The 15,431-nt window shown below is 44.0% G+C and carries 14 protein-coding genes; 3 read left to right on the forward strand and 11 right to left on the reverse strand.

All coding sequences use genetic code 11. The annotated features are described in order from the left end of the window. Window positions 1-495: T9SS type A sorting domain-containing protein (locus O3Q51_10105; protein MCZ4409164.1), on the forward strand; the 495-nt coding region annotated here is incomplete at its 5' end. A gap of 137 nt (window positions 496-632) precedes the next feature. Beyond that, window positions 633-2,150, forward strand: coding sequence for a hypothetical protein (locus O3Q51_10110; protein ID MCZ4409165.1), 1,518 nt, complete (start codon window positions 633-635; stop codon window positions 2,148-2,150). Here the strand turns inward: O3Q51_10110 and O3Q51_10115 are convergent. From O3Q51_10115 to O3Q51_10125, 3 genes are read right to left on the reverse strand one after another with little or no spacing between them, the layout of a single operon-like run. Continuing rightward, complete coding sequence (locus tag O3Q51_10115; GenBank protein MCZ4409166.1) at window positions 2,147-2,584, reverse strand: DUF3299 domain-containing protein; 438 nt, start codon at window positions 2,582-2,584, stop codon at window positions 2,147-2,149. The two genes, O3Q51_10110 and O3Q51_10115, sit on opposite strands and share 4 nt — an antisense overlap. Continuing rightward, complete coding sequence (locus O3Q51_10120) at window positions 2,574-3,755, reverse strand: FtsX-like permease family protein (GenBank protein MCZ4409167.1); 1,182 nt, start codon at window positions 3,753-3,755, stop codon at window positions 2,574-2,576. Before O3Q51_10120 ends, O3Q51_10115 begins: the two co-directional genes overlap by 11 nt. Further along, a complete protein-coding gene (locus O3Q51_10125; GenBank protein MCZ4409168.1) occupies window positions 3,752-4,396 on the reverse strand; it encodes an ATP-binding cassette domain-containing protein in 645 nt (214 codons plus the stop codon). The genes O3Q51_10120 and O3Q51_10125 overlap by 4 nt, the downstream gene beginning before the upstream one ends. 334 nt (window positions 4,397-4,730) lie before the next feature. Here O3Q51_10125 and O3Q51_10130 point away from each other — a divergent pair, with 334 nt between their 5' ends. Continuing rightward, window positions 4,731-5,708 (forward strand): GSCFA domain-containing protein, encoded by a 978-nt coding sequence (locus O3Q51_10130; protein ID MCZ4409169.1) that lies wholly within the window; start codon window positions 4,731-4,733, stop codon window positions 5,706-5,708. Here O3Q51_10130 and O3Q51_10135 read toward each other — a convergent pair. From O3Q51_10135 to O3Q51_10170, 8 genes are all read right to left on the reverse strand, one after another. Next, the gene (locus tag O3Q51_10135) at window positions 5,695-6,501 is read right to left on the reverse strand and encodes a hypothetical protein (GenBank protein ID MCZ4409170.1); all 807 of its coding nucleotides are present in this window, start codon (window positions 6,499-6,501) and stop codon (window positions 5,695-5,697) included. The two genes, O3Q51_10130 and O3Q51_10135, sit on opposite strands and share 14 nt — an antisense overlap. Further along, window positions 6,498-7,250 carry an ABC transporter ATP-binding protein gene (locus O3Q51_10140; GenBank protein MCZ4409171.1) on the reverse strand — a complete coding sequence of 251 codons (753 nt, stop codon included), beginning with the start codon at window positions 7,248-7,250 and terminating at the stop codon, window positions 6,498-6,500. The genes O3Q51_10135 and O3Q51_10140 overlap by 4 nt, the downstream gene beginning before the upstream one ends. Then, window positions 7,247-8,233, reverse strand: a complete 987-nt coding sequence (locus tag O3Q51_10145; protein MCZ4409172.1) for an iron ABC transporter permease — start codon at window positions 8,231-8,233, stop codon at window positions 7,247-7,249. The genes O3Q51_10140 and O3Q51_10145 overlap by 4 nt, the downstream gene beginning before the upstream one ends. 27 nt (window positions 8,234-8,260) lie before the next feature. Beyond that, window positions 8,261-9,355 carry an ABC transporter substrate-binding protein gene (locus tag O3Q51_10150; GenBank protein ID MCZ4409173.1) on the reverse strand — a complete coding sequence of 365 codons (1,095 nt, stop codon included), beginning with the start codon at window positions 9,353-9,355 and terminating at the stop codon, window positions 8,261-8,263. Window positions 9,356-9,510: 155 nt separating this feature from the next. Continuing rightward, entirely contained in the window at window positions 9,511-10,365 is an 855-nt protein-coding gene (locus tag O3Q51_10155) for a hypothetical protein (protein MCZ4409174.1), read from the reverse strand. A gap of 10 nt (window positions 10,366-10,375) precedes the next feature. After that, window positions 10,376-10,870 (reverse strand): DUF5004 domain-containing protein, encoded by a 495-nt coding sequence (locus O3Q51_10160; GenBank protein ID MCZ4409175.1) that lies wholly within the window; start codon window positions 10,868-10,870, stop codon window positions 10,376-10,378. Between the two features lie 10 nt (window positions 10,871-10,880). Next, the gene (locus tag O3Q51_10165; protein ID MCZ4409176.1) at window positions 10,881-12,302 is read right to left on the reverse strand and encodes a RagB/SusD family nutrient uptake outer membrane protein; all 1,422 of its coding nucleotides are present in this window, start codon (window positions 12,300-12,302) and stop codon (window positions 10,881-10,883) included. Window positions 12,303-12,306: 4 nt separating this feature from the next. After that, complete coding sequence (locus O3Q51_10170) at window positions 12,307-15,420, reverse strand: SusC/RagA family TonB-linked outer membrane protein (protein ID MCZ4409177.1); 3,114 nt, start codon at window positions 15,418-15,420, stop codon at window positions 12,307-12,309. Window positions 15,421-15,431 lie beyond the last annotated feature (11 nt).

Here is a 15,431-nt window from a genome sequence, read left to right on the forward strand (position 1 = left end):
TGGGAAACAGCTACTGAGATCAATAATGATTATTTCGTCGTTGAAAGGGCGAGTGAAGATTTGGATTGGAGGCCGATATTGACGGTGACGGGAGCTGGTAATTCGAATAGTTTACTGACCTATAGTGAGAAGGACCGAGAGCCTTTGAAGGGATTGTCTTATTACCGTTTGAAGCAGGTAGATTACGACGGACAGTTTAGCTATAGCGAGCCTGTAGCGATTTTCAATAATCAAGTTGAGAACTCCGAGGATGTCTTTATGTATCCGAATCCGTCCAGTTTGGGATCCGTATTTTTGAGAATACCTGAGGGACTTAATGGTTTCCGAACGGAGCTCAGGCTTTTCGATCTGTCGGGTAAGCTATTGCAGACGGAGCTTTACGATGCCAACTCGGATGTGTACGAAATGAAGTATGGGGATTTGATACCGGGGATTTATTTGATTCAGATCAATTCAGAGATGCTGAACGATACGAAGAAGTTGGTTGTGAAATAGACAGAAGATTTTAAATATCACGATTTAGAACAAATACAACGAGTTAGGGAGGGGCCATTTTGGAGCCTCTCTTTTTTTTATATATTAAATTAGCCAAGTAGTTTTTTGTATTTTCGCATAACACCCATCTACTATTCATGTCCAAACAGGATAGATTTTCTGAATTGGTTTCTATCTATTCCGCCTTGAGTCGGAATGAAAAAGAAACCGTATCGATATACACCAAGGCTTTTGAGAACAGATCTCACAAGGACTTTAAAGAAATCGGAGGTTTAATAGATCTGATTGATGCCAATCCGGATATTAGCCGTGTTAAGGCCGCCAAGGCGCTTAAGATCGACAAGATGCCCAAGCTTCAGCAAAATTCGTTGATTCTAAGAACAAAGGATATTGTATTGGAGTGCTTGACGCTGACTCAAAATATTGATCGACCGGGAGAGTATAGCAATCAGTTTCGGAACAGGTCTTTGAATCAGAAGCGCCTGGAGCAATCGAAAATATTTTTGTCCAGAGGAGAGCAGGAAATTGCCGAAAAGCTACTTCAAGAAATAGAAAACAGAGCGGAAAAATACGAGTTGTTTGATCAAGTTGTGGAGGCCAAAGAATTGTTGAAGTTTTCTTATTCGACTTATCGGGCATCTCGAACCATCATCCGGTATGAGTCTGAAATAAAGCGCGCCAATGAGTTGAATCACCATCTCCACGAGGCTAGAAATATCTATGCAGATTTTTTGTTCCACTTGAGACGTGATGAGAATAATCTCGAAGAACAGAAGGAGCGATTAAGCAGGTTAAAAGAACTTGAGACCACATCAAGATCTGCAACAATCGGATTTTTACGCGCTATGGGGGAAGTATCTCTTATGCAGAGAGCTGAGGAGTATGAATCGGCTATAAAGTTGATGGAGGCACTAGTGGAAATAAGGTTATACAGTCCACCGCTTCAATCCAACCAAGGTGTAAGTGAACTGAAAACGGAAATAGGAGAAACCCAAGTGGCTCTCAGGAATTTCAGGACGGCGCGAAACAGTTTTATCGCTGCGGATCAGCTGGTAAAAAACGATACCTACGAGAGTTATCGGAATCGGAAGAATCTAATGTTACTCGATTTTTACGAGTCAAACTTGTATGGGCTCGATGAAGAAATCGAAAAGAAAATTTCGTCATTCTATACATCGAGAATTCCCTATGCCTCGGCTTTTTATCACTTCTTAAAGGCGCTATATCTCCTCTCCGAAAAGAACTATTCCAAGGCGGCAGAAATATTAAGTGCAGAAATTGAAGCGATCAAGGACACTTCTGACGAGGAGCGATTTTATCGAAACGTTTATTTGTTCGTTGCAGGTTTTGGCTTGCAAAAAACAAAGAAACGGACAGGAAAGAGTCACTGCGCACAAGCTCTCGTGAATCTGTCAAAGATGAAAAAGACCAAGCTCAGCGATAGAGAGCTATTGATCATCACGATTTTCAGTCAGATCAAATCGGCCGGATACGATATGAAACGGTTTTTGACCCTGAACGCCAAACAATTAGAAAGGCTAGAGAGCAATCGCCCCGGATTGAGATGGGTTCCTCTTTCAGACGAGGTTATTCCACTTCAGAATTGGATTCACCATCAGATTGACAGGCGAAAGAAACTCAATAAGATCTCCTAGTCTTTTGCCTTTGCATTCCGCAGGACGTAAACCAATTCATCGACATTGGTATCGTTCAATTCGAGAGTCCCTGTCAGAGTAATTCTCTGATCGGTTTTAAAGGTTTGATCGGGCTGAGCAAAGTAAACCGCCATGACTGATTCGGGCCCTGCGTTTCCGCAAAAGAAGCAAGCGCTGAAGGGAAAAGCGGATAATACGTATTGGTTCAATTCAACATCGACAGGGATGATGTAGCCTGTGATTGCGATTTCTTGTCCATCGAGGGACTTTTGCTTTTCCTTAAAGAGGGGATAATACACGTACATATCATCAGACTCCAGGTAGACATCTTTGAAGGTGATGTCCATTAAATTGGTCCATGAGGTTTCCGTTTGTGCTTTCAGCGAAAGCATGGAGAAGAGGGCAATAATAATGAGCAGAGTCTTATTTGACATCGGATGAAAGTACTTTAGAAACATCAATTTTAACTGTTCTCAAGGCGGGCAATAATGCTGCCAAAAGCGATAGCAATAGGGTAATTCCAACGATAATCCACTCGCTCGGAGAAACGTTTAGGAAGGAGATAGTGATTCCAAATTGATCTCCTGCATAGTCATTCAAAGCAAGAATTCCCGTATGCGAAACGAGGAGGCCAAGAACGATTCCGACGAGGCTGAGCAGGAGAGCCTCGATCATGATCATGAGGAAAACCTGAGCACGTGTAGCTCCCATGGAGCGAATAAGGGCCAATTCAAATACACGGTCTTTCAGTGAATTAACCATAGATACGAAGATACTTACGGCACCGAGGAAGAGCACCGATAGCGCTACGATGCGTAAAGTCGAAATTCCAATGGCAAATAATTCGAAGAGTCTGTTCACTTCTATGGATGGAAGAGCCGCTTGCATGGAGGTTTTGTCGTTCACCATTCGCGGGAGGCTAATCATGCCCATTTTATTTTTGAACTTCACCAGCATGGCGGTAATTTCCTTTTCGGCTGAGTCTCCCTCATGAGCATGAACCTCCCAGATACTCTCCGGTTCGGTTAGGATCAATTTGTCCAAGACAGAACCCGAAGGTTTGAGTATTCCCTTGACGGTAAAAGGGTGATCTTCGTGGGTTTCGGCTCCCTCATCGGCGCCGTGAGCACTGTAGAAGTTATCGCCCACTTTCAAGCTATTCTCGGTAGCTACGATGGAGCCAACCACCGCTTCAAAGGGAGCTTGATAGAGTTGACCATCAAGGATTTCAGCATCGTAGAGCTGGATGTAGTCATGAGACGTACCGATAATTCTTCTGCCCTTGTAGCTATCGCCATAGGAGAGCTGAATGGTAGATTCGACGAGTCGATTCTTTGCGAGTTGCTCAGCTTCCGCCAATGGGATATTGCCCGTGGGATTATCTATTTGGTAAACTGCTGAGAGGATGAGTTGGAGGGGGCTGCCCTTTGCTCCCACTACCATATCCACGCCGCGGATATTCTTTTTGAAGCCCTCATCTAAGGCTCCTCCGACCAGCACGAGCAAAGAAGCGAGAGCCACACCCATGGTGAGCATGATGAGGGTGAGGATGGCCGGGTAGGGCTTGCTCGTAATATTCTTCAAGCTTATTTTGACCAAATTCATAGTTCCACTTGGTTTTCAAATTTGGGCTTGAGTCGATTATCATGGGTCACGATGACCAAAGTGGCTCCATTTTTTTCGGCTTCATTGACCAATAAGTCCAAGACTTTCATGGCATTCACATCGTCGAGGCTTGAAGTTGGCTCATCGGCTAGAACTATATCGGGCGAGGTAGACATAGCTCTGGCAATGGCTAAGCGCTGACGCTCCCCACCACTGAGTTCGTTGGTTTTCTTTTTGGCGTATTTGTCAATCCCCAATTCCGTCAAGAGATCCATGGCAAAAGATGTATTTACTTTCTTGGCACCGAAATACTGGGCAGCCATCACATTTTCCAAAACATTCAAGGATTGAATAAAGGAGGCTTGCTGAAAGATAAAGCCGATGTGCTTCCCTCGAAAGGCATCTCTTTGACTTTTAGTCATGGCGGACATTTCCTCATCTTGAATCCAAATCTCACCCGATTGGATCGAAGTGAGACCACCTAGGAGATGGAGCAAGGTGGTTTTCCCCACACCCGATTTTCCTGATATCAAAAGGTGTTGGCCTTCACGACAAAGAATATCGGGAAAGTTGATTTTTTCATCGGAAGCATAGCGATGTGAAAGCTGTGAGGTTCTTAAGACAATGCTTTTTTCGTCCATAGATGCTTTCGCAAAGTTAACGATAAGAAAACGTATGGGTTTGACAATTGTGTAAATCGGAAGTAACCTTTTCCATCGGATGATGACCCATTTAGTAGCAGGTAGTCCTACTACTCATTAGATTGACTTTTTTTATCTTCCTTTTGCGTTATTGATGCCTGTTAGCTTAAACAGTAATTCGTGAGCTCAGCCGCTTACTGCGTCTTCGGTTGACGCAAAGTGCAGCAAAAGTCAAGAACCAAAAAATGCTTCTGCCTGCTCTGCAATTGATGCAAAAAATCATGAAACAAGTCATCTCTCACATAGATTGAAGGCTTTTCCTTTTCTTAGGGAAATGAATTTGTTCACTCAGGTACCATTTCCCGATGCGAAGAAAATGATCGATTACCAATCACGATTGGTTTTTATCGGGAGTTGTTTTACCGAGGAAATCGGAAGGTGGTTAAGTGATTTAAAGTTCACGAGTCATATCAACCCCTATGGAATCACTTACAATCCCATCAGTATGGCCAATCAAATCAAGGACTCACTAGAGGGGAGAGATTTAAAGCGAAAGGATATTCAGGAAAAAGACGGGTCTTTTTTTCACCCCGATTTTCACAGTTCGATGAATCGATCGTCCATTGATGATTTTCAAAAGAATGCGAGAGAGAGCGGAGAGGTTTTGCGAAAGGAGTTGAAATCTGCTGATTTTCTCTTTCTCACCTTTGGCACCTCCATTGCCTTTGAATGGAAAAAGTCAAATCAGGTAGTCAATAACTGCCACCGGTTGCCTTCGGGTGATTTCAAGAAAGTGATGCTTTCTGAAAAAAGGATGACTGAAGAATTGGTCACTGCGATTGAGCAAATCAAGGCAGTCAATCCAAAAGTTGGAATTGTTCTAACCGTCTCCCCTATTCGTCATTTGCGACATGGAGCCGTGCAAAACCAGCGTTCGAAGGCGCGGCTATTGAAATTATGCGAAAGCCTAGAAGCTCAATTCAATAGTTGCACCTATCTTCCCATCTACGAGTTGGTCATGGACGAATTGAGAGACTACCGCTATTACCGTCAGGATGATTTGATTCACCTTAATGAAGGAGGTTTGGAGGTGATCAAAGATCGTTTTATGACGAGTATGATTGATTCGGCGAGTTTCCCAACGATTCGTAAAGTCGAGAAATGGCAGAGGTCGATAACTCACCGCATTCAAAATGAGGAAAGCGAAGGGGCTAAGAAGTTTAAGCAGCAGCTGATTGAGTTGACCGAAGGGTTGAATAAGGAATTGCGCGGACGTTTTAGTGAGGAACTGACTCGACTTAAATCATCGTAAAAGGATCTTCGAACTTGAATTTCACTCCCAATTTTTCTTTGGACCATTGGGCTTCTATTTTTTTCCCAGTGGAATTATCATTTTGATCGAAGGAGGGGATTTCCAGATTCATTTTAGCCGCCATGGTTCGGTAGTATTCTTCTTTGTTTGGATGCCAGGCTGCCGCAGCATGAAAAACTCTGCCAGATACATTTTCTGCGGAGAGAATAGCAGAAGTCATTGCAATCAAGTCTTCGCGGTGAACGAGATTGACGGGGTTCATTGGTCCCGAGACGCCTTTCCTACCCGCCAGAAACTTGGCAGGATGTCGGTTGCCCCCCACTAAGCCCGCAGGTCTCAAGATCAAGGTTTCACAAGAAGAAATCGAAAGGAATCGTTTCTCGGCATCGAATAGAATGTGCCCACCCGTGGTTGAAGGAATAGGAAGCGTTTCTTCATCCACACGTCCTTCATTTTCACCAAACACTCCTGTGGAAGAAACGAATAAGGCGCGTTTGATGGGTGATAATGCTATGCCGTCAAGAACGACATCCATGATTTTTCGGTAGTTGCTTTCAGCGTTTTGACTTCTCGAATTGGGTGGGATATTTAAAACGAGGAGTTCTGCATCGAATACATCAGACAAAGGAGTACCTAAGGGCTCCGGATTGAAGGTGAGCGGTAAAGTCTTTATACGGGTTTGTTGATCAGAGACATCTCTCTTGGTTCCAAAAACGTCGTATTCATTGTTCAATGCCTTTGCAAGTTCCAGCCCGAACCAGCCCAATCCGACTATGCTCAATCGTTTTTTCATATGTCAAAGAGAAGGTTGCCGTTTTCTACTCTGATTTTATCCGTTTTCAGGAATCCGCAGAGCAATTCATGGTTCATCATCCGTTCGGCATTGCCAAAAGCGGCTTTTCCATTTCCATCAAAAAGCAAAATATGATCCGCCATCTTGAAGGCCAAGGCCAAATGGTGGGTAGACATTACAATGGTCTTTCCTTGGATGGCAAGGTTTTTTAATACTTGGACAAAATCCAAAGCTGCGGGTAAGTCAAGGTGGGTTGTAGGTTCGTCGAGAAAAAGAATATCAGTATCCTGTGCCAAGAGTTTTGCGAGCATGGCTTTGCGAAATTCGCCATCGCTGAGCGTGGTGAGTTCCTTTTCTTTTAAGGAAGTGATGCCAACTGTTTCGATAACCTCATCAATTTTGTCATGATCCTGAGCGCTCAATTTCCCGAAAAATCCGGTGAAGTTGCTTCGGCCAAGGGCGACCAGTTCTGCTACGGTAAAGCCTTCCACTCTGGCGAAATTGCTGTAAAGCGAAGCAGCGACTTTCGCTTTTTCTTTCCGATCAAAGTCAGAAAGATTCCTTCCATCCCAAGATACTTTTCCAGATAAGGGTTCTTGAAGGCCATTCAAGACGCGCATTAAACTGGACTTTCCGCTACCGTTTGAGCCAATGAATGCTGTTACCGAGCCTTTTGGTAAAAGCAGATCGAGTTCTTTTACCAGAATTTTAGCACCGTAGCCTACCGATATTTTTTCCGTTTGGATCATGTCAGTATGCGGCTTTTTCGTCCTTTAAAGACGAGGTAGATTACCACAGGTGCACCCATAAAGGCACAAACAGTGTTTAGAGGAACGGCGTACTCACTGAAGGGCAATCTTGCAATGAGATCACAGAGAACGGCCAAACCACCCCCTAAAATGAGCGTAGCAGGAAGCACAGTGCGGTGATTGGGCGTAGAGAATAGCATTCGCGCCAAATGGGGAGCAGCCAGTCCGATAAAGGCGATAGGGCCGCAAAAAGCGGTGATTATTCCCACCATAAGTCCCGTTGCAATAACCAACGTGAGTTGGAGTTTTTTGACGTTCACTCCCATGGTCTTGGCGTGGAGCTCTCCGGGCAGAAGGTGATTGAGCGGTTTGATAAAAAAAGGAGAGATGAAAAAAATGAGTAGGAGCGGGATCAATAAAATCGGGAGTTGGTTAAAGGCGATGTTGGAGAAACTACCGAAACCCCAGAAGACGAATGTTTTTAAAGAAGTTTCATCGGCATAAGCTTGGAGCAGACTGACCATTGCCGAAGTAAAAAAACCGAGCATGAGGCCAACGATGAGCACTGATGCAATGTTGGCAAATCGATGGGCGACGGCCAGAATGACGAAAAGCACGGCTATGGAGCCGATCGCTGCGGCAGATACCACAGCCAATTGCGATGTGGCTAAGATACCGCCACCAAGGGTGAGAATCCCAACGGCGAGGGAAGAACCGCTAGAAAGACCCAAAACTGAAGGACCCGCCAGAGGATTTCGAAAAAGAGTTTGCATAAAAAGTCCGCCCAAAGCCAATCCTGCGCCACCTGCAAGCGCGGCGAATGTGCGTGGTATGCGCGACTCGCGAATGATGATATTCTGGAGTTCATCTCCACCTCCAAAAAATGCTGAAAAGGGAATGTCGACCGACCCCAATAAAAGGGATGCGGGCACCAGCACGATTAGAATCAGGAAGCAGAATATCCACTTGACCGCTTTGGACATGGGCCAAAGATAAGCGTAGTAGTCAGATTAGTGGATCGGTTCGAAATAATGGAAGGTCGAGTCGGATTCGACATTCGGGTGGAAGATGTGGTAAAGGTCTGATAGAATCAGATGAGGCTCCATGATGGCATCACCGAAATAGTCTTTTTCAGCCGTATTACAGATAAAAATATTACCGTCTTCGAAAGCTTTCAGATTCTCATAGAGCGGACTCATTTCCAGAATATCTGCTGAGGTAAACGGGTCCTCCGACGATACGACCAAACCCCAATAGTCGGCTTCAGAGATGGTGACCAATGCCTGTTCAAAATCCAATTCGGCACTTTCTTGACCTTCGATATGATCGAAAGTGTATTGCGCTCCCGCGTCTCTGATGAACTTGGCAATGTAGCTATCGCGGCCGGGGGCGTACCAAAAATCTCCGTAGCGGCTGCCCGTAAATGCCGAAGGTATCGTGGAATGATACATTGCTTGACTTTTTACTTTCAAGTACTCCTTTTCCACTTCATTAAAAATTTCAGCCGCTTCATCATATTTGCCGATAAGGCATCCTACCACTTTGATCCACTCGGCTCTACCAAGGGGATGTGACTCTTTGTAATCCATGAGCAGAACTATGGGAATTCCCAGCTCTTCGTATCGGGAAAAGTCGGCTTCGCCAAAGCTGTAGGCAAAAACTACATCGGGGTTTAGTTCCAATAATCGTTCAAAGTCGAGACCGTCACCCGAGATCATTTCAACAATTCTTTCTGATTCAATCAAGTCGAGAATGCGCCGGTTCTTGACACGGTCCGTATAAGTCATTCCCTTCACGGTGGTCAGAGCATCAAGGTGATCGAAAAAAGCACCGAAGGTGGTGCTGTTCAGAACAGCTGTTTCGATGGGAATGGAAATTCCACTTGTGTCTGATTTAGTCAGCGAATAGGTTCCCAGAATATCGGTCGTGTCTTGTGGATTTCGAACTGTTATGTCGTACCCATCGTCTGTCGCATTTATCGTAAACCCCGAGGCAAACTTAACTTGAAGTGCAGTGGTGTTATCGTTGACTACTTTCTTTTGCTCGTTTTCAGTAGCTGTGCAACTGAAAAGAAAAAGACAGATAAAGGGAAGATATTTAATCATCTTAAGGTTGATCTATTAGAATCTTATGCTAAAGTATAAGTCTAATCGGTTTATGACCACATTGGGTTTTAAGGATAGACTTAGAAAACGGGTAGAAAAAAAGCCCGACTTGAAATTTCAAGTCGGGCGGAATATCAATTTCAAATAGTTACTGACTAATCAGGACAGCCAGGGAATAGGGAAACCGCTGTACTAAAAGGGGCTTGAGTGAGTGGAGGCAGTGTAAAAGAGACCCGAATTTCATCAAGGATGTCGTTTTCATTTAGTTCGAAAAACTCTTCGGGAATCATGGTCAACGAGAATATCCCATCACCTTCAGGTACCATTTCAACCTTGGACTCATCGGTTACTTCCAGTATCTGATAAGGTCCACCGTTCACTTTATACTGGAATCTCGCGAAATAAGCGTCACCACCTTGGAGCCCGGGATTGGCTTCCTTGTTTGTATCATAAGAGATTGCAAAAAAATCGTTTTGAAAGAATGTCGTTGGAAAAGGACAAACTTTATCAAAGCAACCGACGGGTTCGGGAATAATGTTGAGGTCAGGAGATTTCTGCTCAGGAAGATCTGCAGGGGCTCCATTCTGTTCTTTGATCAGGAAATCAATACCACTTTCGTAGAATTGTGCTGCAGGCACCCCATAGAATTGCACCATAGAAGCTCCAAGAAAATCGAAGTACCAGAGGTTCGGGTCAGATTCATCTTGAGTCAACTTTAAGTTTTCATTTGAAGCTCCCCAGTCACCGTTTTTGGTATCAAAAGTTTCCCCTCCGATTGTGAGGTCGGGTCTTGCTTCATTTGGATTCCAGGCCCAGATATAGAGTGGGTTGGTCTCTTGATCTCCATCCAATAATTCGGGGCAATCGCAGTCTGAGGAAGACACGTCTATGTAGAGTCTTGCGGGTGCGGTAACATCCGTAGGTGCGGGATCAAAATAAATGCCTTGGGCTGTAGCTAGTGAACTCCATCCTATGGCGAGAGCAATGAGTATGATTGATCTAAGTTTCATTTCTTTTGCTTTATGACTTTCTTACAAATACCAGTCTATAACCGAGAACGGCTTTTTCTTCACCGTCGATGTTACAAAATCTTTGAACATTCATTTTAAGTTCTGAGTCCACTATTCGAGTTGGACCTCCCAAAGGTGAATTGATCGTTTGATCGTCAGAAACCAGTGTAATGCTCGATGGAGTCAATGGATCATTAAAAGACCAGGTACCTGCATCAGGGAAAAAATTAACTCCGTCACCCGAAAAGCTTTCAAAAGTGCCATCAGCTTCAAACTTGATTTCGAGTAGATCTGTACCTGACGTGTAATACTCTGAAATATCTCTTTCAGGTTTAGCCGGATTTCCTTCATCGACCAAAAACACTTGACTCACTACCCAGCCTGTAGCTACCAAACCATCTGTTTTGCCAAATGGCTCTCCAATTTCGGGGTCATCCTCTTTACATCCCACAATAGCTACTGCGAAGAAAAGGATGAGATATAAATAACGTGCTTTACTTTTCATTTTTCTCATTTTAATTACAGCCCCCTCCCGGGTTTAGCGAAAATAAATCTGTTCGTTCAGTAGAAGGGAACTGAAGGATCATTCCATTACAGTCATATGGAACTCCTCTTACAATAACCTCTTCACCTTGAGAGCCGATTCTCTTTAAATCGTGATATCTCTGACCAGTCGTAGGAAATTCCAACCATCTTTCCAGTCGGGCTGCTTCGATTATATCCTCGGGAGTAGCAGATGCGATAAGATCGTATACATTGCTTCCGTAGGCTCTTTCGCGAATGTCATTCACATCTTGAATGGCTTGCGAAAGGTTTGTTCCCAATTCAGCGGCTGATTCAGCTCTGATCAATTTCATTTGAGTAATGGTTAAAAGCGGAATATGGAAGAATTCTGCTTCAAACATATCCGTTACATAGAACACACTCTCTTCTTGATCAACTGATTGGTACAGCAACGGCCGCGGACCGATATCTCCATTCACCTTTTGAGCGTTGTAATAATCCTCGCTAAAGTTGAGTGTAGTCACTTGGTCAGGACCTGAATAGTAGTTCCCTCTCAAGCCTCCGTTTCTAGAATCAACCGTTCCATCAGAAGGTCTGGTTCCCGAGAAAATGTAAAATATAGCCTCAGGTGAAACCTGTGGGTACTGATATCGATTAACATCGCTGTCTAGATCATAAGGAGACTGACTGACAACTTCGTTTGCCAACTCATAGGCGAGATCGTATTCATGCATTTGAAATCTCACTTCTGCCTCCAATGCCAGGGCCGCCCATCTGGTGGCATACACCGATGGAACATCATCCAGATTGGCTTTAGCAAAACTGAGGTCCGAGAGGACCTGAGCATAAACATCTGCCACAGACGCTCTGGGTAGGTTTTGAATTTGAGATTGTAGTCTGATAGCAACACCCGGATGAGAATTATCAGCAGTCCAATCATAAGGATGAGCCCAGCCTCTTACAATATCAAAGTGACACATTGCTCTAATAAATCTCGCTTCGGCTATTAACTTATCGGGATTAATACTAGAATTTGTATAGTCAACTAAATCTACATTCTCGATCACTGTGTTTGCTCTCAATGGGCCGCGATAAAGATCTGTGAAAATGTCGCCGACGTTTCCGTTAAAAATACTCGTATTGCGCAACCATACTGAAGTGTAATCATCCTGCTGAAATGGTCGTTCAAGATTATCGCTCAATAGAGTAAATAGATTCTGTGCATTTCCATTGTATGTATTTCCCATCACATCGTAAGCTGAAATCAATACTTCACGCACATCTTCGGGAGTTTCAATGGCATTTTCGGGTAGTACGTCATTACCGTCTTCAGGGGGTGTCTGCTCTAGCAAATCTTCACAAGAAGCCAGAACCATGAACAGAGCGAAAATGGCTACGATCGAAGGTTTTCTCTTATTTATAGAATAGGTCATTTTCTTAGAATCTAAGGTTTAATGCAAGATTGAAGCTCATTTCCTGTGGAGGAGTGAGGTATGTAATATTCGGACTTAGGTTCATGTCCGCTGCGTTCTCAAAGTCACGGGCAATCTCCGGATCCAGACCGTCGAAGTTTGTAAATGTCAAGAAGTTAGAAGCGCTAGCTGTAATTGAAGCACCTTTGAAATTTGCTGTACCCACATTGAAAGCAGGAACATTGTAAGTAACACTGAGTCTTCTTACGCGCAAGTAATCTCCGTCTTTGAGCCATTGTGTAGTGTTATTGTTAAAGGCATTGTCCAATCCATAGTTTTCAACTCTTTGAGAAAGTCTCGCAAATTCGGCTTCATCACCTTCTTGCCTCCAGCGATCAAATACCTCAGTTCTCATGTTCCAGTTTGTAACAACTCCATTTTGTCTTTTGCTTGATGAGTCATAGATGTCACTACCAATGCTGAACACCATGACTAAACCTACGCTCCATCTGCCAAATTCAAATGTATTGGTAAGTCCACCTACTGCAACGGGTAGAACTCTTCCTACCGCTCTTCTGTCTGCCGGATCCCAGGTGTTGGTTGGATTTCCATTGATATCCTGGTAAACATTTCTTCCCGTTGTAGGATCAACACCTAAGAAAGGTACCAAGAAGTTGGTTCCGACAGGTTCACCAACCACTACGCGCGTATCGTTCGTTCCTCCGCTAATGGCATCTTCGCTGTAGCTTCCAATGTCTACAATTTCGTTGTAGTTATAGGCTATGTTGAAGTCTGTTCTCCATGTAAAACTTTCTCTATCCATCATTACAGCTCCTAGTTCAAACTCAATACCTCTATTCACAATTTCACCTAGGTTATCCCACCAACCTTCGATTCCTGTGCTCGGTTGCGGAGTTATTTCCAAGAGGACATCCGTAGTTTGTTTGTTGTAAAATGAAAGTGTTGTTGTGATTCGATCATCAAGGAATCCCATCTCTACGGCCACGTCAATTACGTTGGCTGTTTCCCATTTCAGATCAGGATTACCCAATACGTTCAAGAATAGAATATCTTCCCCGTTATAGCCTTCATTCTGTTGTGTGTAAAAACCATACTGACGATAATTAGGAATATTTGCATTTCCTGTTATTCCCCATCCAGCGCGCAGTTTCATGAATGAAATTGTCTCATTTCCTTTGAGGAAATCTTCTTCTGACATGATCCATCCGGCCGAAGCACTTGGGAAAAAGCCGAAACGATTGTTCTCTCCAAATCGCGATGATCCGTCCGCTCTAAGAGAGGCTTGAGCAAAGTACTTATTGCTTCGAGAATAGTTCACACGAGCAAACCCTGAAATGAAATTGTAGACGCTTTTCGTATCATTCGGATTATCTCTTCTAAGACCACCATCTTCTTCTTCAGAGAATCCTCCATCAAGAAGCTCATCATTGTCATAAAAAGGACCATCGACCTCTACCCCTTCTCTGGATATTCTGGGCTTGAAAATAGTTCTTGATTCCTGATATTCGAACCCGGCCATGTAGGTAAACGAGTTCTTTTCATCCAAATCGTGAATGTAAGAAGTCGTAAAATTAGTGTTCCAATTGTTGGTATAGTTCTCCCAGCGTTCTGCCAGATTCTGCCGATCAGAATTACGCTCACCGTTCAGAAGCAATCTGTCTTGATACTTGTCGTCGGTAACGTTCATGTAGTCATATCCAAAGTAGGCTTTAACAAACATGTTTTTGATAGGACGGTACTCGAATGAGATGTTATTGATAGATCTAAATTCTCTGGTTCTCCAATCAGTCAATTCGCGTTGTCTAACCGGGTTAGAACCATCATCCCAGTAGTCACCCGGAAGATGGAGAATTTCTCCTTCTCCATTGAAAATAGTATCGGAGTGGAAGATCGGATAAATAGGCAATGCCTCAGACATGGCAGCTCCTAGCCCACCGCTCCACGCGGCATCAACACGGTTATTAATCCCTTGACTCAGGCTTATGTTAGCACCAATATCGAGTTGATCATTAATTTTGTAAGACGCATTTGTTCTGAGTGATGTTCTTTCGTAAGAGTTCCCAATAAGGTAGGAACCATTGTCATCATAACCTAGAGAGGCAAAAAGCTTCAGCTTCTTCGTTCCGTAATTCGTCGAAAAGTTATAGGCCTGTTTAAATCCGACTCCAATTGTTTCATCCACCCAATCGGTATCTGTTTGACGAGCTTGATCCCAAGAAATATTACCGGGAAGAGGAGCTGCTAATCCTACGTTGCCATCGTTTTCCCAAGCCTCTTGGTTGAGCTGCAGCCATTCTGATGAATTAAGCATGTTGGGTCTCGCTGTAGGTAAGGAAATACCATGGCGTGTGTTCAAATTAAAATCCCAGCCACTACCTGAGCCAGACTTAGTTGTTATCAAAATCACCCCATTAGCACCTCTGGAACCATAGATACCTGTAGCTGCAGCATCCTTAAGAATTTCGACGCTTTCTATGTCATTGGGGTTAATGGTGGCAAGAGGATTATTGTTCATACCACCTCTGTTTCCATTCAGGAAGTAATCTTGGGTAATGGGAATTCCATCAACCACATATAGTGGGTCTCCGGAGGCTGAGATAGACGCTACCCCTCTAACGCGAATCACCGAAGCCGAACCGGCAAGGCCACTACCTTGTGTTACCTGAACACCAGCTGCTTTTCCCTGAAGGGCTGCCTCGAAACTCGGTGTCGGTATGTCCGTTAGTTCTTTGGAACCCACTTTCTCAATGGATCCCGTTACCTCTCGTTTTCTCTGCACACCATAACCGACAACGACGAACTCTTCAAGCGTTTCAGAGTCTACCTCCATATCTCTATTTATGGTAACTGTTCCAGTCGGAGGAACGTTAATCGTTTCTCTTGCCTCGGTATAACCGATAAAGGAAAACACCAAGATCTGCTCTCCCACGGGAGCGTTTTTGATTTCATACTTTCCATCGAGGTCAGTAGCATCTCCTTGAGTGGTTCCGTCAATTCTTACCGTCACACCTGGCATTGGAATTCCGTTTTCATCGTTCACAACACCGGCTATATTCTGCGCTTGAAGCACAGCGGTAGAAATGAGAAGGAAGAAAAGCGCCCATAGATAACGGGACATTTGCATCTTCA

This window comes from Cryomorphaceae bacterium 1068 (genome assembly GCA_027214385.1).
Classification (GTDB): domain Bacteria; phylum Bacteroidota; class Bacteroidia; order Flavobacteriales_D; family Cryomorphaceae; genus JAKVAV01.